Genomic DNA, 18662 nt, shown 5'->3' with positions numbered 1-18662 from the left:
TCAGAAGTTGCTGACCTGATAACCCGAGCTGACCAGGTCCTGGCTCTGCAGGATGAGGCCATAACTCAGCTTGTCATACACCTTGAACAGCATGACCCTGGCAACCGCTTCGGCGGGCAGGGACGACTTGCCAGCAGAGTGAAATGCCTTGTCATAGACGGATGCATATTCCCGATACGAGACCTTGCCATTCTTGTCCACCATATCGGCACCCGGACGCAGGATCTCGAGCACATCGCCTGGCGCAATCTGATCCCGTTGCCCCTTGTTGATGAGGACAACGTCGAACTTGCCTCCTCCGCGCACCTTGCTCGGCAGTTCTATCACATAACCGGGGGAAATCACCGGCGCCGCCTTTGGCATGAAGACGGCAGAGAGGCTCTCCTGCGGTGGCAACGGGATGACCTTGTCTCCCTGATACACCTCGCGCCTGCTGTGCGTCAGCGTGACTCTGGTGCTGTCGTTGGCCTGGCGATCCTCCGCCCGCACAGTGCCGACAAAAATCGCCTCCTGGCCGAGCTGCTCACCGGTCAGCTTGTCCTTGTAAGTCACCCCGGGGCGATAGAGGCCGTAACTCTGACCCGGATTCAGCGCCCCATGTACGTAGAGGGTGTCCCCCTCCAGCATGCCGATATGCTTGTCGTTATTGCCAAGCACATAGGGCAGATCCTTGCTCTGCTGGCTGTCGGCCAGAATGTGATCGGTTTGCAGGAAGGGCACTATCTCGCTGAGGGGCAGGGTCGGAATGGGATTGGCCTTGTTCTCGTAGCGATTCTTGGGAGACAGGTGAATAACCTGCTTGCCGCCCTGGCTGGCCTTGCCCAGACGCGGCTCGCCGTTGACCCAGCTCAGTTGCAGCACGTCGCCTGGGTAAATCCAGTGTGGATTGGCAATCTGGGGATTGATGTTCCAGAGACGTGGCCAGAGCCAGGGTTCGGCCAGATACTGGCCCGAGATATCCCAGAGGGTATCCCCCTTCTGCACCACATAACTCTCGGGATAGCCGGATTTCAGCGTCAACTGCTGTGCCATGGCACCATTGGCCAGGGCTGTCGCCAGACAGGCGAGGATGATTTGCTTCAGATGCATAACACTCCCTGTTACTTCTGCACGCAAAGTGTTGCTGTTTTTTGTCGACGTAAATGACTAGAATTACGTCAATATTGACTGCGTTTACATGAAACTAAAGAAAAAACTATGGCCATTCTAGATGTATTGCGTTTCCCCGATGAGCGCCTGCGCACAGTCGCAGCCCCTGTCGAGACCATTACACCCGAGTTACAACAGATTGTAGATGATATGTTCGAAACCATGTACGCGGAGGAAGGCATAGGCCTGGCCGCGACTCAGGTCGACGTTCATCAGCGCATCATCGTCATCGACGTCTCTGAAGACCGTGAAGATCAGCTGGTGCTGATCAACCCGGAAATCCTGGAGCAATCAGGCAGCACCGGTATCGAAGAGGGTTGCCTCTCGGTCCCCGGCAGCCGCGCCCTGGTGCCGCGCGCCGAGTGGGTCAAGGTCCGGGCGCTGGATCGCCACGGCAAGCCATTCGAGCTGGAAGCGGACGATCTGCTCGCTATCTGCATACAGCATGAGATGGATCATCTGGTCGGCAAGCTGTTTGTGGATTACTTGTCCCCGCTCAAGCGCCAGCGCATCCGTCAGAAGCTGGAAAAGATGGCCCGTGAAGATCGCAAAGTCCTCTGAGGATCTGCCCCATTGAATAAGCTGAAACTGATTTTTGCCGGTACCCCCGACTTCGCCGCCCGTCACCTGGCGGCGTTGTTGTCTTCCGACCATGAGGTCGTCGCCGTTTACACCCAGCCCGACAAGCCGGCGGGCCGCGGCCAGAAACTGACCGCCAGCCCGGTCAAGGAGCTGGCGCTGGCCCACGATCTGCCGGTCTACCAGCCGGCGTCCCTGCGCAATGAAGAGGCCCAGGCCGAGCTGGCCGCCCTTGGCGCCGATCTCATGGTGGTGGTGGCCTATGGCCTGATCCTGCCCAAAGCGGTGCTCGACACCCCGCGCCTCGGCTGCCTCAACGTGCACGGCTCCCTGCTGCCACGCTGGCGCGGCGCGGCTCCCATCCAGCGCGCCATCTGGGCTGGCGATAGCGAAACCGGCGTTACCATCATGCAGATGGATGTGGGGCTGGATACCGGCGCCATGATCCGCAAGGTGAGCTGCCCCATCGCCAGTGATGAGACCTCCGCCAGCCTCTATGACAAGCTGGCCGAGCTGGGCCCGCAGGCGCTGGTCGACACCCTTGATGCCATGGCCGCCGGTGACACAGCTGCCGAGGTGCAGGACGATGCGCTGGCCAACTATGCCCAGAAGCTCTCCAAGGAAGAGGCGCGTATCGACTGGTCCATGGAGGCCGTCGCCATCGAACGCTGCATCCGCGCCTTCAATCCCTGGCCCATCAGCTGGTTCGAAGTCGCGGAGCAGACCATCAAGGTGTGGCAGGCCGAGGTCATCGACAGCGACCATGGCCAGAGCGCCGGTACCCTGCTCAAGGCCGACAAGCAGGGGATCGACGTCGCCACCGGCAAGGGGGTGCTGCGTCTGCTGACCCTGCAACCGCCCGGCAAGAAGGCCATGTCCGTCCCGGATCTGCTCAACTCTCGCCGCGACTGGTTTGAACCCGGCACGCAATTGCATTGAACTGGATTGAATTGACACAAGCGGGGCCCAGGCCCCGACTTGCGCATCTAAGGTAACTCTATGAAAACACGTGCACAGGCCGCTCTCGTTATTCAACAGGTGCTGGATCAGGGCCAATCCCTCTCCGCTGTTCTGCCTGCTGCCCAGGAGAAGGTGGCGCCTCGCGATCGCGCCCTCCTGCAAGAACTCTGCTACGGCACCCTGCGCTGGCTGCCCCGTCTCGACGCGGCGGTGAGCGAGATGATGGACAAGCCGCTCAAGAACAAGAGCCGCATCTTCCACTATCTGATCCTGGTCGGTCTCTATCAGCTCATCTACACCCGCATTCCGGCGCATGCCGCCGTGGCCGAGACCGTCAATGCCGTCAAGCTGCTCAAGGGCACCTCACTGCGCGGCCTCATCAACGGCGTGCTGCGCAACTTCCAGCGCAGCGCCGAAGTCATACTGCTGCGCATCGACCGGGTGCCCAGCATCCGCCTCGGCCACCCCGAGTGGCTCACCAAGCGTCTGCGTCAGGCCTATCCCGAAGATTGGGAGTTCATCATGGAGGCCAACAACCAGCGCCCCCCCATGTGGATCCGCAACAACAGCCAGCGCCAGAGCCGCGAGCAGATGCTGGCCCGCATGGCCGAAGTGGGTATCAATGCGGTGGCCGGCGAAGAAGGTGAGGATTGCATCCTGCTGGAGCGCCCTTGCGACGTGACCAAGCTGCCCGGCTTCGAAACCGGTGACTGCTCGGTGCAGGACGGTGCCGCCCAGCAGGCCGCACGCCTGCTCGATCCTCAGCCGGGTGACTGGGTGCTGGACGCCTGCGCCGCCCCCGGCGGCAAGACCGCCCACCTGCTGGAGCTGCAGCCCGCCCTCGCCGGTGTGGTGGCCGTGGATGCCGACGAGAACCGCCTCACCCGGGTGCAGGAGAACCTGGATCGCATCGGCCTCACCGCCCGGGTGATCCACGGGGATGCCAGCACCCCGGATCTGTGGTGGCCAGAGGGCCAGTTCGACCGCATCCTGCTGGACGCCCCCTGCTCAGCCACCGGCGTCATCCGCCGCCATCCGGACATCAAGTGGCTTCGCCGGGATCAGGACATCCGCGAGCTGGCCGAGCTGCAGCGCCGCATTCTCAATGCCCTCTGGGCGAAGCTGAAGAGCGGCGGCACCCTGCTCTATGCCACCTGCTCGGTGCTGCCGGAAGAGAACCGCGACCAGATCCGCGCCTTCCTGGCTGACACCAAGGATGCCCGTCTGGTGCCGCTGCACCAGCAGGACACCCCGGATTGCCCGGGTCGCCAGTTCCTGCCCGGCGAGGCGGAGATGGACGGCTTCTATTATGCCAAGCTGATCAAGCTGTAGGCCGTGCAGCCGGATGCCGAGTCCGGGCGACAGGCTGGCTTGCCTCGTTTCGAAGCAACAATCTTGAGTAAGATGTCCATATGAAAATCATCATTCTGGGTGCGGGTCAGGTGGGTGGCACCCTGGCGGAAAACCTCGCCGGCGAGAACAACGACATCACCATAGTCGACACCGACAGCGACCGCCTGCGGGAGCTGCAGGACAAGTTCGACCTGCGGGTGGTGAACGGCCACGGCGCCCACCCCAGGGTGCTGCGGGAGGCGGGGGCCCAGGATGCGGACATGCTGGTCGCGGTCACCAACAGTGACGAGACCAACATGATCGCCTGTCAGGTGGCCTACTCCCTGTTCAACACCCCGAACAAGGTGGCGCGGATCCGCTCCCCCGCCTATCTGGTGGAGCGGGATCGCCTGTTCCTGCCGGAATCCGTGCCTGTGGATCACCTGATCGCCCCCGAACAGCTGGTGACCGACTATGTGCGTCGTCTCATCGAGTATCCGGGTGCACTGCAGGTGGTTGATTTTGCAGGTGGCAAGGTGGGCCTGGTGGCGGTCAAGGCCTACTACGGCGGCCCCCTGGTGGGCAATGCCCTCTCCACCCTGCGGGATCACATGCCGAACATCGAGACCCGGGTAGCCGCCATCTTCCGCCAGGGTCGCTCCATCCGCCCGCAAGGCACCACCATCATAGAGGCTGATGACGAGGTGTTCTTCGTCGCCGCCGCCGGCCACATCCGGGCCGTGATGTCTGAGCTGCAGCGGCTCGAGAGCCCCTATCGCCGCATCATGATCGTCGGGGGTGGCAACATAGGTGCCGGCCTCGCCCGCCAGCTGGAGAAGCGCTACAGCGTGAAGCTTATCGAGCGCAACCAGAAGCGGGCGGAGCAGCTCTCGGAGAACCTGGAACACACCATCGTCTTCTGCGGCGACGCGGCGGATCAGGAGCTGCTGGCGGAGGAGCACATCGATCAGATCGACGTCTTCATCGCGGTGACCAACGAGGACGAGGCCAACATCATGTCGGCCCTGCTCGCCAAGAAGATGGGTGCCAAGAAGACAATGGTGCTGATCCAGCGCGGCGCCTACGTGGATCTGGTGCAAGGCGGCTCCATCGACATCGCCATCTCGCCCCAGCAGGCCACCATCTCGGCCCTGCTGACCCACGTGCGCCGTGCCGACATCGCCAACGTCTACAGCCTGCGCCGCGGCGCCGCCGAAGCCATCGAGGCCATAGCCCACGGTGACGAGAACACCTCCAAGGTGGTGGGCAAGACGGTGGGCGAGCTCAAGCTGCCGCCGGGCACCACGATCGGCGCCGTGGTCCGGGGGGATGAGGTGCTGATCGCCCATGATCGCACCCAGATCCAGCAGGATGACCATGTGGTGATGTTCCTGGTGGACAAGAAGTACATCCCGGAAGTGGAACGCCTGTTCCAGCCCAGCCCTTTCTTCCTGTAAGCACCCCATGCAACAGGCTGCGACATTCAGACCCGGACACTTCCCAGAGGGAAGGTCCGGGTCTTTTTTCAATCAACGACCAGGTTATCTTGCATGATCAAGCTGCGTCCCATCGTCTTCACCCTCGGGCTGGTGCTCTCCAAGCTGGCCCTCTTCATGTGGCTGCCCACCCTGCTGGCGCTGTTCACCGGCTCCGAGGGTTTCGTCGAGTTTCTCAAGTCCGTGCTCATCACCCACGGCGCCGCCCTGCTCTGCCTCCATTACGGGCGCAAGGCCGAGTTTCACCTCGGGGTACGGGAGATGTTCCTGCTCACCACCTCGGTCTGGGTGGTGGCCTGCATCTTCGGCGCCCTGCCCTTCGTCTTCATCACCCATATCGGCTTTGCCGACGCCTACTTCGAGACAATGTCAGGGGTCACCACCACGGGATCCACAGTGCTGTCGGGGCTCGACGGCATGGCCCACAGCATCTTGCTGTGGCGCTCCATCCTGCAGTGGCTGGGGGGCGTGGGCTTCATCGTGATGGCGGTGGCCGTGCTGCCCTACCTCAACGTCGGCGGCATGAAGCTGTTCCAGACCGAGAGCTCGGATTGGTCGGACAAGAGCGCACCCCGCGCCAAGACGGTGGCCAACAACATAGTGGTGGTCTATCTGGTGCTCTCCATGCTCTGCTTCCTCGCCTATTGGGTGAGCGGCATGACGCTGTTCGAGGCGGTCAACCACGCCATGACGACCCTCAGCACCGGGGGTTACTCCACTTCGGACCAATCCATGTCCCACTTCTCCAACGAGGCGCACTGGATCGGCACCCTCTTCATGTTCCTCGGCGGCCTGCCCTTCCTGCTCTATGTGCAGGCCCTCTCCCGCCGTGACAACAGCCTGCTCAAGGATGCCCAGGTACAGGGCTTCTTCTGGCTGGTGGTCTGGGTGACCCTCATCGTCACCTTCTATCTGTGGTTCAGGGACATCTACGGTTTCATGGATGCCCTGCGCATCAGTAGTTTCAATATTGTCTCGGTGGTTACCACCACAGGCTATGGCCTCGGCGACTTCGGTACCTGGGGCCCGCTCACCAGCATCATCTTCATGATCCTGCTGGCGCTCGGCGCCTGCTCCGGCTCCACCTCGGGCGGCCTCAAGATCTTCCGGGTGCAGGTGGCCTTCGCCCTGTTCAAGAAGCAGATGCGCCAGCTGATGCACCCCTCCGGCGTCTTCCCCCAGAAGTACAACGGCCGCCCGGTGAACGACGCCATCATCCGCTCCCTGATCTCCTTCGTGCTGGTCTACTTCGCCGTCATACTGCTGATCGCCGCCCTGCTCGCCGCCATCGGCCTGGATCCCCTGACAGCCATCTCGGGCTCCATCACCGCGGTGGCCAACGTGGGCCCGGGCATGGGCCCCGTCATCGGGCCCAGCACCAACTTCGCCAGCCTGCCGGACTCGGCCAAGTGGATACTGTCGTTCGGCATGCTGCTGGGGCGGCTCGAGATCCTGACGGTGGCGGTGATCTGCTTCCCCTCGTTCTGGCGGCAATGAGGCTGGCGTCGCGGATCGCCATGACAAAAAGGGCAGCCCGCGGGCTGCCTTTTTGTCTGAGTTCGACCGCCGCCGTTGCGTCAGTCGGCGGAGTCTTCCCGCTCCAGCGCACGGTTGACCAGGGGCTCCGGCAGGGGCTTGGTGACCTCGACCCCCAGCTCGCGAAAACGCTCGGCCTGGGCGATCAGGTTGCCACGGCCGTTGACCAGTCGCCCCATCGCCTTGTCGTAGCTCTCCTGCGCCTTGTGCAGGCTGCCCCCCATCTGCTGCATCTCCTCCACGAACAGCCGCAGCTTCTCGTAGAGGCGACCGGCCCGCTCCGCTATCTGGCGCGAGTTCTGGTTCTGCCGCTCGTAGCGCCACAGGTTCTCTATGGTGCGCAGTGCCACCATCAGGTTGGTGGGGCTCACCAGCAGAATGTTGTGATCCAGCCCGTAACGCACCAGGGAGGGATCGGCCTCCAGGGCGGTGAGGAAGGCAGGCTCCACCGCCACGAACATCAGCACATAATCTAGGGTGCGTACCCCGGGCAGCTGCTGGTAATCCTTGCGGCCCAGCTCGCGGATGTGGTTGCGCACCGAGGCGACGTGCTCCTTGAGCGCCACCGCCCTCTCCAGCTCGTCCCCCGCGTTGTACCAGCGCTCGTAGGCGGTCAGCGACACCTTGGCGTCTATGATGATGTCCTTGTCCTGGGGCAGGTGGACGATGACGTCGGGCTGATAGCGCTTGCCCTTGTCCACCTCGATATTGACCTGGGTGTGGTACTCGTGGCCCTCCCGCAGGCCGCACTCGGAGAGGATGCGGGCCAGCACCACCTCACCCCAGTTGCCCTGCTGCTTGCTGTCCCCCTTGAGGGCCCGGGTCAGGGCCGCGGCCTCTTCGGTCATGCGGGCATTGAGCTCGGCGAGGCGCTCCAGCTCGAACCTGAGGCTGTGACGCTGGGCCGTCTCCTGGGCGTGGGTCTCCCCCACCTGGCGACGAAAGCCCTCGAGCTGCTCCTTCAGGGGTGTCAGCAGCAGATCCAGGCTGTTCTGATTCAATTCGCGGAAGTTACCGGAGTTTTGTTCGAAGATACGGTTGGCGAGGTTCTCGAACTGCTGGCTGAGGCGAGCCTCCGCCTGCTGTTGCAGTTGCAGCTTCTCGGCGCTGGCGATGCGTTCGCTGCGCAGAGTGGCTTCGGCATCCTTGAGGCGGGCGGTGAGCTTGAGCAACAGGGCCTGCTGCTGCTCCAGCTTCTGCTGGCCCAGCATCTTCTCGTCCTGCAGCTCGTCGAACCTGTCCTGCAGCGCCTGATGGCGCTCCTCAATGAGCAGTGTCTCCTCACGGGCCGTGCGACGCCCCGCCAGCCAGCCGAGGAGCAGGGCAAGCAGACCAGCCAGCACGGCAGGCAGCCAGGTCGTCATCGGGATCATCGCCGACTCCGCCGACGCAGGAAGCGCTGGAGATCAGCTCGTGCAGACAACCCTGTCATCGGCGGCTCCGCTGGCGCAGGAAGAGTTCGAGGTAACGGTTGAGCAGCAACCAGAACAGGACATAGATGAGGTAGGCGGCCAGCACCACCCACTTGTGACTGTTGACCCCGGTGTCGAGCTCGGTGAACTCGATCTCCTTGATGTGGCAGTAGGCCCACATCAGCAAGGGGAAGATATACAGCAGAGAAGCACGCCACAGAAATAACCACATGAGTTCATCAGATCCCGCAAAAAGACCCGCCTAGCTTACACAAGGGCAACCCGGCTTGCGATCCTGGCCGGCGCTATTCTCTGGCTTGCCGACGGAAAACTGGATAAAATTAACCCCTAATAGGTATAGGGGTGGGCATGACTCATTTTTTCTGTCGCTGGCTGACGCACGCACTGGGGGGCACCCGCAAACCGGACATGGTTTGCCACGAGGCGCGCCCGCCCTGGGCCATCGAAGAGTCGCAATTCCTCGCCCTGTGCCGCCGCTGCGGCGACTGCTTCAAGGCCTGCCCCAACGGTCTGCTCAAACCCGCCGACCAGCCCGAATATGTCGGCACCCCCATCGCCGGCACCCCAGTGCTGGATCTCGCCTGCGGCCAGTGCAGCTACTGTGGCAGCTGCGCCAGAGCCTGTCCCACCGGGGCGCTGGATCTGAGGCTCGGCCGTCAGGTACAGACCCGGGTCAGGATAGAGGCGAGCTGTCAGGCCCGTCAGGGCTTCTACTGCCTGCTGTGCGAGGATGCCTGTCCCCAGCAGGCGATCAAGGCCAGCAGCGAGGGGGTGAGCGTCAACATGGCGGCCTGCGACGGTTGCGGTGCCTGCGGCCTCGCCTGCCTGCACGGCGCCATCACCCTGATCCCCCAGCTCTGACGGCTCCGGCATTCCGACGCCCCCAGATCCGTCCCCCGCATGCATGCCAGACAGCAAAAAGGGCCCTCGGGGCCCTTTCACAGTCATGGCCCTCAGGCCATGGTCAGGATATTGTCCTGCTCTATCCCCAGCAGGTGGCACAGCCGGGTCGGATCCCGCACCGCATCCGCCAGGGTGTACTCCCCCAGCACCTCGAGGAAGGCGTTCATGGCGCGGCGCAGTATGCCCTGGATGCGGCAGCCGCCGGAGAGGCGGCAGTTCTCGCGCTTGCAGTCCACAGGGCAGAGCACGTGTTCCATGTCCATCACCACGTCGCGCAGGTTGATGGAGACGGCGGAGCGGCCGAGACGGATGCCGCCATGCTTGCCACGTACCGTTTCGATGTACCCCTTGATGCCGAGCTGATGCACTATCTTGACCACGTGGTTGCGGGAGATGGCGAAGGTGTCGGCCACTTCCGTGATGGTCGACAGGCGATCACCGGGCTGGATGGCCAGAAAGGTCAGGGTACGCAGGGCATAGTCGGTAAATCGTGTGAGTTGCATGGTCGCACTTGCCTCTTACTACAAGCCAGAAATCAGGACGACAGCCAGTGGCCAGAGAGGTGAGACTGCACGTGCGCCCGCACAGGTGTCGCGTCTTCAGCCGGGTCGTGGAGTGACAAGGTTAAGAGCAGCTCTGGCGGGTGTCGACGAAGATGTACATAAATCGACACTTTCTTTGATTGATCGCAAACTTGCCGGCTCGAGGCGGGGTTTTGGCCATTTCCGGCGGCTAAATTCCATCGGCAGGCACAGGGCCACAGGCCGGCGAGCGGGCCGGTTCTGGGCTGTCAGTGGGGATGCTTCAGCCAGGTTTTCAGGGCCTGGGAGGGAATGGAGCTCTCGGAGGCGACCGCGAAGGCGCCCCAGTCCACCGCACACTGCAGGGCATCCCTCATCGCCATGCCGCGGGCCAGACCGTGGATAAGGCCGCCGGCGAAGGCATCCCCCGCCCCCGTGGTGTCGACCACGGACACAGGCCGCGCCGCCACCCGCACCTGCTCCTCGCCGTGGATGGCCACGGCCCCTGCCTTGCCCTCGGTCAGCACCAGCCATTCGAGCTGATCTCCTGCGAGTTGGCGGGCATGCTGCCAGGGGTCGTCCACCTCGGCGAGATCGGCGCGGGAGGCCACCAGCACGTGGCAGGGGCGGCGAGCCTGCCCGCCCTTGGGATACTGGGCCACCACGAAACTCTTGCCCAGCATCTGGCGCATGTAGCCGATGATGGCGGTGCCGGGGTAGTTCACATAGAGGCAGTCCACCCCCTCCAGCGGCAGGTCGCCGGGCAGATCCGGGCGGCGCGGCCGCCTCAGAATGGTGCGCTCCCCGGTGGAGTCCACCAGCACCAGCAGCTCCCCTGTCTCGCCGCCGAAGCGCTCCACGTGGGAGCAGTCCAGCCCATGGCCCGCCGCCTGCTCCAGCAGCCAGTCGCCGGTCTCGTCCAGCCCGATGCGGGAGGCGATGATGACCTCGTGCCCCGCCCACACCAGCCCTATGCCGGTGTTGGCGGCGCCGCCGCCGAGCCTGCGCCCCTGATCCACGTATTGCAGGCGCGCCCCCGCCACCAGGGGTTCGGCCAGGGAGAGCACATGATCACAGTTGAGATTGGCAAGCAGCAGGATGCGGGACATGGGGACCTCGGCAGGGCGGGCAGGATCCGGCACCCAGCGGCACCGGATCTGTCACGGAAGACGACTCAGTAGACGGGCAGCTCCACCCCGACCAGCAGTTCGTCGATGCGCGCCTGGGTCGGCTGCTGCATCACGTTCTGGATCATCTCCTTGGTGAGATGGGGGGAGAAGGAGCTGATGAAGTCATACATGTAGTTCTGCAAGAGGATGCTCTTGCTGAAGCAGAGCTGGGCCGGGCAGGGCTCGAACAGGTGCTCCAGATTGATGGCCACCAGGCCGGGGGCATCGGTGTCATTGGCCACCAGCGACGAGATGATGCCGATGCCAAAGCCCAGCTCCACGTAGCGCTTGATGACCCCCGCATCCATCACCGTCATGTAGTAGTTGGGGCTGAGGCCAGCCGCCTGGAACACCCTGTCCTGCACCTGACGCCCGGTGGCGCCACTCTCGTAGCTGAGGATGGGGTACTGGCAGAGCTGCTCCAGGGTCGGTTTCTTCACCTTGGCCAGGGGGTGATCCTGGGGTACCACCAGCGACAGGGTCCAGAGATAGGCGGGCAGCGCGATCAGCTCCTTGTCGAAGCCTATCTCGTGGGCCACGATGGAAAAATCCGAGTAACCCTTGCTGATCTGCTCCTTGGTGGCCGACATCACGGGGTGCAGGTGGAACGAGATCTTGGGGTACTTCTTGGTGAAATAGGTGACGCTTTTCGGCAGCAGGTAACGGGCTATGGTGTGGGTGGTGTGGATGTTGAGGGTGCCCACCGTCGGGTCCAGATACTCCCGGGAGATGGCCTTGATCTTGCTCTCTATGTTGAGCATGGCCTCGGCGCACTTGATGATCTCCTCCCCCACAGGGGTGATCCTGTGCAGGTGCTTGCCGCGACGCTCGAAGATGCGCACCCCCAGCTCGCTCTCCAGCAAGCCGATCTGCTTGCTCACCCCAGGCTGGCTGGTATAGAGCGCATCGGAAGCGACGGAGACGTTGAGATTGTGGTCCCGCACCGCGATCAGATACTTCAACTGCTGTAGTTTCAAGGTTGCACCCTCACAGGCTGGCGCGGCTGTCGTCAGATGGACAAGGCCGCCACAAATGGCGGCCAGTGTACCATCCGAGCTCGGCATATCACCGCTTGATCCTTCATTTTGCTACAAAATCTAGCATCTGCAGGGTGGATATGACAAACGGACGCTCAGCGCACGGCAGGCCCGACCGGCAGCATGCCGAGGAACTGCAGCAGCCACTGCATCATGGTGGCCGAGTCCACTTCTCCCTCCAGGGAGGAGAGGCTGCTCTGGTAGTGTTCGTCGGGCAACCGATCCCGCCGCCGCTCGATCAGTGCCCGGTTGTACTCCACCGAGAACTCCGGATGACCCTGGATGGCGACTATGTGATCCCCCTGCAGGAACATGAAGTTCGGGCAGAAGTCGTTGCCCGCCAGCAGGGTCGCCCCCGGTGGCAGCTGCTCCACCTGATCCTGGTGACTGGCCAGGATCCGAATGGTCTCGAGCCCCGGCTGCATCCAGGGTTTCGCCTCCTGCATGGGGTGAACCGAGACCCCCAGCCCCCAGCCCTTGGTGGACTTCACCACCTCTCCCCCCAGCGCCTGGGCGATCACCTGATGGCCAAAGCAGATGCCGGCCAGCTTGACGTTGGCATCGTGGGCCCGCCGGATCCAGTCGCGCAGCGCCAGGATCCAGGGGATGTCGCTGTAGGCATCGTGGCGCGAACCTGTGATGAGCCAGGCATCGCATTCGTTCAAGTCGCTCGGCAGCTCGCCGTCGAGCGCCGACCAGACCCTGTATTCCAACGCCGGTGCCAGCGCCCGGAATCCCTTGATAAACATCTCGGAGTAAACGGGGCCGAAACTCCCAACCAAGTCGGGGTCCAGCCGGTCACAATCGAGAATTCCCAGTCGCATCTGTCACTCCTTCACAGGGATAGCGGGACACGCCGGCGGACTCCTTCCGCCGGGCCATGCCAGGGCTAGCTGCTGCATGTTGATCATTTCATGGTCGGCATGGAGAACTCGGCGCCGGCCCGCAGGCTCTGGGGCCAGCGCGCAGTCACCGTCTTCATCCGGGTATAGAAGCGCACCCCGTCCGGCCCGTGCATGTTGAGCGGCCCGAAGATGGATCGCTTCCAGCCACCGAAGCTGTGAAACGCCATGGGCACCGGTATGGGTACGTTCACCCCTACCATACCGACCTGAACCCTTGTGGTGAAGTCCCTTGCGGTATCCCCGTCGCAGGTAAAGATGGCGGTGCCGTTGCCGTACTCGTGTTCGTTGATGAGGCGCAGGGCCGTCTCGTAGTCCGGCGCCCGCACTATGGCGAGCACGGGGCCGAAGATCTCCTCCCGGTAGATGCGCATCTCGGGGCCGACCCGGTCGAACAGGCTGCCGCCGATAAAGTAGCCCTCACCGTGGCTGACACCGCGACCATCGACCACCAGTTCGGCTCCCTCGGCCACCCCCTGATCCACGTAGCCGCGCACCTTGGCCAGGTGCTCGCGACTGATGAGGGGGCCCATCTCGTTCTCCGGGCTCTGGCCGAGGCCGGGTCCGACCCGCAGGGCCGCCACCAGGGGCGAGAGTTTCGCGACCAGAGCATCGGCGGTGGCATCGCCGACCACCAGGGCCACCGAGATCGCCATGCAGCGTTCGCCGGCCGCGCCATAGGCCGCCCCCATCAGGGCGGAGACCGCTTGATCGAGATCCGCATCCGGCATCACCAGCATGTGGTTCTTGGCGCCGCCCAGGGCCTGCACCCGCTTGCCGTGGGCCGAGGCGGTGGCATAGATGTACTGGGCGATGGGGGTGGAGCCGACGAAGGAGACCGCCTGTACCCGCGGATCGGTCAGCAGCACGTCCACCACCTCCTTGTCGCCGTTGACCACGTTCAGCACCCCGTCCGGCAGACCGGCCTGCTTGAGCAGCTCGGCCATGCGCAGGGAGAGGGAGGGATCCTTCTCGGACGGCTTGAGGATGAAGCTGTTGCCGCAGGCCAGCGCCACCGGGAACATCCAGAGCGGCACCATGGCCGGGAAGTTGAACGGCGTGATGCCGGCGCAGACCCCCACCGGCTGCATCATGGAGTGGCTGTCCACCCCGCGGCCCACGTTGAGGGAGTGTTCCCCCTTGAGCAGATGGGGAATGCCGCAGGCAAACTCCACCACCTCCAGTCCCCGGGTCAGTTCTCCCTGGGCGTCGGAGAACACCTTGCCGTGCTCGCGGCTGATGAGGCGGGCCAGCTCGTCCCTGTGCAGCTCCATCAGCTCCTTGAAGCGGAACATCACCCGCGCCCGCACCAGCGGCGGGGTCTGGGACCAGTCGGCGAAGGCGCGCTCGGCGCTGGCGATGGCATCGAGGCACTCGGCGGCGGTGGAGAGGGCCACAGTGCCCTGCTGCTGGCCGGTGGCCGGATCGAAGATGGCGCCGAAACGCTCGCTGCGACTCTCTGTGGTTTCGCCGTCGATGAAGTTGTCGATCCTGTAACTCATAAATCCTCCGTGATGGGTCATTCGCGTCATTCCTGCGCGCGGCCGTGGGCATCAGGCACAGGAAGAGGGCGCCCGGCGGGCGCCATGCAATCGGGTGAAACGTTATTCCTGGGTCTGCAACACGTCCTGCAGCAGGGTGAAGAGGTCATCGATCTCGCTGCGCTCGATGATGAGGGGGGGCGACAGGGCTATGATGTCGCCGGTCACCCGGATCAGCGCCCCCTTCTCGAAGCAGCGCACGAACACCTCGTAGGCGCGCTTGCCCGGCGCATCCGGCATGGATTCGAGCTCTATGCCCGCCACCAGGCCGTAGTTGCGCACATCCTTCACATGCTTGCAGCCCTTCAACGAATGGGCCGCCTCCTCCCAGTAGCCCGCCAGATCGGCGGCGCGATGGAGCAGGTTCTCGCTGCGGTAGATCTCGAGGGTCGCCAGACCCGCGGCGGCGGCCACAGGGTGGCCCGAGTAGGTGTAGCCGTGGAACAGCTCGATGGCGCCCTTGCCGGCGGCCATCATGTCGTCATAGATGTGGTTCTGGACCAGCACGGCGCCCATGGGGATGGCGCCGTTGGTGAGCCCCTTGGCGCAGGTGATGAGGTCGGGGATGACGTCGAACTCCTGGGCGGCAAAGGCGGAGCCCAGGCGACCGAAGCCGGTGATCACCTCGTCGAAGATCAGCAGGATGCCGTGTTTGGTGCAGATCTCCCGAAGGCGCTTGAGGTAGCCCTTGGGGGGCATGATGACGCCGGTGCTGCCGGCGATGGGCTCGACGATGACGGCCGCTATGTTGCTGGCATCATGGAGGAAGACGATCTTCTCCAGCTCGTCGGCCAGGGTGAGATCTTCCTCCGGCAAACCCCTGGTGAAGGCATTTTTCCCAATGTTGAGGGTATGGGGCAGGTGATCCACCCCCCCAAGCAGGGAGCCGAACCACTTGCGGTTGCCGGGAATGCCCCCCACCGAGATGCCGCCGAAGCCGACCCCGTGGTAGCCGCGCTCACGGCCTATGAGCCGGGTGCGGGTGCCCTGACCGCGGGCCCGCTGCCAGGCCAGCGCTATCTTGAGCGCAGTGTCGACGGATTCGGAGCCGGAGTTGGTATAGAAGACGTGGCCGAAGCCCTTGGGGGCTATCTCCACCAGCCGGTTGGCCAGCTCGAACGGCAGAGGGTGGCCCATCTGGAACGTGGGGGCAAAATCGAGGTGGGAGATCTGCTGGGAGACCGCCTCGGCAATCTCGCGCCGACCATGGCCCGCGTTGCAACACCAGAGCCCGGCGGTGCCATCCAGTATCTTGCGGCCATCCTCTGAGTGATAATACATCCCCTCTGCCGACTTCAGGATGCGCGGCGCCGCCTTGAACTGCTGGTTGGCGGTGAAGGGCATCCAGAAGGCGGACATGTCGGAAGGGGTATTGATGTCGCTAATCGGTTTCATGGTCACCTCATCCTTAAGGCGTTTAGTAACACTTGGCTAATGCCTATTAAATTAAACACCTGAATCCATAAAAAAGGGCCTATCATCGCCCTGCTTGGTGTCACCCCCCAGGGGTGGTATAAGATATTTAACACAATTTTAATAATAGTAAACAGTCAAGGAGTGTCTATCGATGGATATCGGTCACCGCCTCAAGGCGGTTCGCACCAAGGCGGCCCTCTCCCAGCGCGAGCTGGCCAAGCGCTCCGGTGTGACCAACGGTTTTATCTCCCAGATCGAGAAAAATCAGGTGAGCCCCTCGGTCGCGTCGCTGCGCAAGGTGCTGGAAGGCATCCCCATGTCGCTGGCCAGCTTCTTCACCGATGAGACGGAGATGGATTCCGAGGTGATCTTCCGCGCGGACGACATGCCGGATCTCGGCACCCACCCCATCAGCTATCGACTGGTGGGCCACAGCCGGGCCAACCGCGCCATCGGCATGATGCAGGAGGTACTGCCCCCGGGGGCCGACACCGGCGACGACATGCTGAGTCACGAGGGGGAAGAGTGCGGCATCGTCATCAGGGGACAGGTGGAGGTCACCGTCGGCGAGCAGGTACACCTGCTGGCCCCCGGGGATGGCTACTACTTCGACAGCCGCACCCCGCACCGCTTCCGCAACGTGGGGGAACAGGAGTGCATGCTGATCTCGGCCAACACCCCGGCCAGCTTCTGATCCCCATGGGTGGCCAGGGCCGCTCGCCCCTCCACGAAACGGCCCTGCTGCCTAGATGAGGTCCGCCGCAGATCGGGGGCTTTCCTCAGGCACCGAGCGGCAAGTGTTTAATGAATTGTTACAAGATGAATTTACAAGCGGCAGGATGTTTAGCATATTGATACGCGAAGACGTTTTTTGCCGGTTCAAGGAGTGAACATGAGTGACCTGACCCTGGCCCAGTGGCAACACAAGGCCGCCCATCTGACCCTGCCCTCGCAAGCCTTTATCGACGGCAGCTACCGGGATGCCGTCAACGGCGCCACCTTCGATTGCATCAACCCGGCCAACGGCCAGCTGCTGACCAAGGTGGCCTCCTGCGACGCCGCCGACGCCGAGCTGGCGGTGCAGGCCGCGCGCGCCGCCTTCGATGACAAGCGCTGGAGCGGGCTCTCCCCGAAACAGCGCAAGCTCGTCATGCAGCGCTTCGCCGAACTGATGCGCCTCAACCAGGTGGAGCTGGCCCTGCTGGAGTCCCTGGACATGGGCAAGCCCATCGGCGATGCCATGGGCTATGACGCCCCGGCCGCCGCCAACTGCATCGCCTGGAACGCCGAGGCCATCGACAAGATCTACGATCAGGTCGCCCCGGTGGACGAGTCCGCCCTGGCCCTGGTGACCCGGGAGGCGCTCGGGGTGGTGGCCGCCATCGTGCCCTGGAACTTCCCCCTGGTGATGGCCTGCTGGAAGCTGGGCCCGGCGCTCGCCACCGGCAACTCCGTCATCCTCAAGCCGTCCGAAAAATCCCCCCTCACCGCCCTGCGCATCGCCGGCCTTGCGAAAGAGGCGGGCATCCCGGACGGCGTCTTCAACGTGCTGCCGGGCTTTGGCCACACCGTGGGCGAGGCGCTGGCCATGCACATGGACGTGGACTGCATCACCTTCACCGGCTCCACAAAAATCGGCAAGCATCTGGTGCAGTGCTCCGGCAAGTCCAATCTGAAACGCGCCTTTATGGAGTGTGGCGGCAAGAGCCCCAACATAGTGCTGGCGGATGCGCCGGATCTGGACGCCGCCGCCAGGAGTGCCGTGGGCGCCATCTTCTACAACCAGGGCGAGGTGTGCACCGCCGCCTCCCGCCTGCTGGTGCAAAACAGCATCAAGCCACAGTTCATGGAGCGCCTGCTGGCCCATGCCCGCGAGTGGATCGCCGCCAACCCGCTGGATCCCGCCACCCGCATCGGCGCCATGGTGGACGGCATCCAGATGGAACAGGTGCTGAACTACATCGCCATCGGCCAGCAGGAGGGCGCCAGGCTGCTGCTGGGGGGCAAGCGCACTCATGCCGAGAGCGGCGGCTTCTATATCGAGCCCACCATCTTTGACGACGTGACCCCACAGATGCGCATCTTCCGCGAGGAGATCTTCGGCCCTGTGCTGGCGGTGACCGGCTTCGACACCCTCGAAGAAGCCATCGCCCTTGGCAACGACACCGACTACGGCCTGGCGGCAGCGATCTGGACGGCGGATCTCAACAAGGCGGTCAAGGGCTCCCGCGCCCTGCGTGCTGGCACCGTCTTCGTCAACAACTGGGATGGGGGCGACATGACGATGCCGTTCGGCGGCTTCAAGCAGTCCGGCAACGGCCGCGACAAGTCACTGCACGCCCTGGAGAAGTACACCGAGCTGAAAAGCACCTGGATCCAGCTCGATTAGCGTCGAATATGACGAGATCAGACAACAAAGGGGGAGAAATCCCCCTTTTTCATTTTTACCCTTTCCTCAACGGCCTCAATCGATATAATCATCAAATAGACAAGCCCTTAAATATAAAGATAAAAATGCTGTTTTTTCTGGGAAGTGTACTGTTTCTGGTGGTGGGTCTGCCGCTGCTTTTCTTCATGCTGGGCCAGGGTGAGGCCTATGTGACCTGGGGTCCCTGGATCTCCGCCATCGCACTCATGCTGTGGCTGCTCATGGATGTAGAGAAGATCCGCCGTGGTCGTTGATCATTC

Annotated in this window: 18 protein-coding genes; 9 read left to right on the top strand and 9 right to left on the bottom strand. The window is 63.3% G+C overall.

The window, feature by feature from the left end; genetic code table 11:
- Positions 1 to 1089 carry a LysM peptidoglycan-binding domain-containing protein gene (locus tag AC1IN8_RS18550; protein ID WP_479760074.1) on the bottom strand — a complete coding sequence of 363 codons (1089 nt, stop codon included), beginning with the start codon at positions 1087 to 1089 and terminating at the stop codon, positions 1 to 3.
- Between the two features lie 108 nt (positions 1090 to 1197).
- On the opposite strand from AC1IN8_RS18550, the gene def reads away from it, so the two are divergent.
- The 5 genes from def to AC1IN8_RS18525 all read left to right on the top strand — a co-directional run bounded on the left by def (position 1198) and on the right by AC1IN8_RS18525 (position 7013).
- Positions 1198 to 1710, top strand: coding sequence for a peptide deformylase (gene def, locus AC1IN8_RS18545; RefSeq protein ID WP_043132215.1), 513 nt, complete (start codon positions 1198 to 1200; stop codon positions 1708 to 1710).
- A gap of 12 nt (positions 1711 to 1722) precedes the next feature.
- On the top strand, positions 1723 to 2667 hold the full coding sequence (gene fmt / locus AC1IN8_RS18540) for a methionyl-tRNA formyltransferase (RefSeq protein ID WP_342059291.1): 945 nt from the start codon (positions 1723 to 1725) through the stop codon (positions 2665 to 2667).
- Between the two features lie 60 nt (positions 2668 to 2727).
- Positions 2728 to 4020 carry a 16S rRNA (cytosine(967)-C(5))-methyltransferase RsmB gene (gene rsmB / locus AC1IN8_RS18535; protein ID WP_319917458.1) on the top strand — a complete coding sequence of 431 codons (1293 nt, stop codon included), beginning with the start codon at positions 2728 to 2730 and terminating at the stop codon, positions 4018 to 4020.
- Between the two features lie 80 nt (positions 4021 to 4100).
- Positions 4101 to 5477 carry a Trk system potassium transporter TrkA gene (gene trkA, locus AC1IN8_RS18530; RefSeq protein WP_139437629.1) on the top strand — a complete coding sequence of 459 codons (1377 nt, stop codon included), beginning with the start codon at positions 4101 to 4103 and terminating at the stop codon, positions 5475 to 5477.
- A 93-nt stretch (positions 5478 to 5570) separates the two neighbouring features.
- Positions 5571 to 7013 (top strand): TrkH family potassium uptake protein, encoded by a 1443-nt coding sequence (locus AC1IN8_RS18525; RefSeq protein WP_404837542.1) that lies wholly within the window; start codon positions 5571 to 5573, stop codon positions 7011 to 7013.
- Between the two features lie 80 nt (positions 7014 to 7093).
- On the opposite strand, the gene rmuC is transcribed toward AC1IN8_RS18525, so the two are convergent.
- On the bottom strand, positions 7094 to 8425 hold the full coding sequence (gene rmuC / locus AC1IN8_RS18520) for a DNA recombination protein RmuC (protein ID WP_139437625.1): 1332 nt from the start codon (positions 8423 to 8425) through the stop codon (positions 7094 to 7096).
- Positions 8426 to 8480: 55 nt separating this feature from the next.
- A complete protein-coding gene (locus AC1IN8_RS18515) occupies positions 8481 to 8696 on the bottom strand; it encodes a hypothetical protein (RefSeq protein WP_139437624.1) in 216 nt (71 codons plus the stop codon).
- 137 nt (positions 8697 to 8833) lie between these two features.
- Here AC1IN8_RS18515 and AC1IN8_RS18510 point away from each other — a divergent pair, with 137 nt between their 5' ends.
- A complete protein-coding gene (locus AC1IN8_RS18510) occupies positions 8834 to 9346 on the top strand; it encodes a ferredoxin-type protein NapF (protein WP_247627693.1) in 513 nt (170 codons plus the stop codon).
- Positions 9347 to 9438: 92 nt separating this feature from the next.
- Here AC1IN8_RS18510 and AC1IN8_RS18505 read toward each other — a convergent pair whose 3' ends face one another.
- The 6 genes from AC1IN8_RS18505 to aptA all read right to left on the bottom strand — a co-directional run bounded on the left by AC1IN8_RS18505 (position 9439) and on the right by aptA (position 15953).
- On the bottom strand, positions 9439 to 9891 hold the full coding sequence (locus AC1IN8_RS18505; RefSeq protein WP_005326180.1) for an Rrf2 family transcriptional regulator: 453 nt from the start codon (positions 9889 to 9891) through the stop codon (positions 9439 to 9441).
- Positions 9892 to 10178: 287 nt separating this feature from the next.
- Positions 10179 to 11018 (bottom strand): PfkB family carbohydrate kinase, encoded by an 840-nt coding sequence (locus AC1IN8_RS18500; protein WP_265435563.1) that lies wholly within the window; start codon positions 11016 to 11018, stop codon positions 10179 to 10181.
- 65 nt (positions 11019 to 11083) lie between these two features.
- The gene (locus tag AC1IN8_RS18495; RefSeq protein ID WP_005326177.1) at positions 11084 to 12055 is read right to left on the bottom strand and encodes a LysR substrate-binding domain-containing protein; all 972 of its coding nucleotides are present in this window, start codon (positions 12053 to 12055) and stop codon (positions 11084 to 11086) included.
- 155 nt (positions 12056 to 12210) lie between these two features.
- Positions 12211 to 12939 carry a glutamine amidotransferase-related protein gene (locus AC1IN8_RS18490; protein WP_042650122.1) on the bottom strand — a complete coding sequence of 243 codons (729 nt, stop codon included), beginning with the start codon at positions 12937 to 12939 and terminating at the stop codon, positions 12211 to 12213.
- An 83-nt stretch (positions 12940 to 13022) separates the two neighbouring features.
- Positions 13023 to 14519 (bottom strand): CoA-acylating methylmalonate-semialdehyde dehydrogenase, encoded by a 1497-nt coding sequence (locus tag AC1IN8_RS18485; protein WP_479760072.1) that lies wholly within the window; start codon positions 14517 to 14519, stop codon positions 13023 to 13025.
- Positions 14520 to 14621: 102 nt separating this feature from the next.
- Positions 14622 to 15953: an omega-aminotransferase AptA gene (aptA, locus tag AC1IN8_RS18480; RefSeq protein ID WP_319917461.1), complete on the bottom strand. Its 1332-nt coding sequence runs from the start codon at positions 15951 to 15953 to the stop codon at positions 14622 to 14624.
- Between the two features lie 172 nt (positions 15954 to 16125).
- Here aptA and AC1IN8_RS18475 point away from each other — a divergent pair, with 172 nt between their 5' ends.
- The 3 genes from AC1IN8_RS18475 to AC1IN8_RS18465 all read left to right on the top strand — a co-directional run bounded on the left by AC1IN8_RS18475 (position 16126) and on the right by AC1IN8_RS18465 (position 18656).
- The gene (locus tag AC1IN8_RS18475) at positions 16126 to 16668 is read left to right on the top strand and encodes a cupin domain-containing protein (protein WP_139437613.1); all 543 of its coding nucleotides are present in this window, start codon (positions 16126 to 16128) and stop codon (positions 16666 to 16668) included.
- A 198-nt stretch (positions 16669 to 16866) separates the two neighbouring features.
- Positions 16867 to 18363, top strand: a complete 1497-nt coding sequence (locus AC1IN8_RS18470) for an aldehyde dehydrogenase (protein ID WP_479760070.1) — start codon at positions 16867 to 16869, stop codon at positions 18361 to 18363.
- Between the two features lie 125 nt (positions 18364 to 18488).
- Positions 18489 to 18656 (top strand): hypothetical protein, encoded by a 168-nt coding sequence (locus AC1IN8_RS18465; protein WP_162852236.1) that lies wholly within the window; start codon positions 18489 to 18491, stop codon positions 18654 to 18656.
- Positions 18657 to 18662: the final 6 nt, after the last annotated feature.

The organism is Aeromonas sp. 130281 (assembly GCF_056642115.1).
This window is presented reverse-complemented; position numbering and strand designations above follow the sequence as displayed.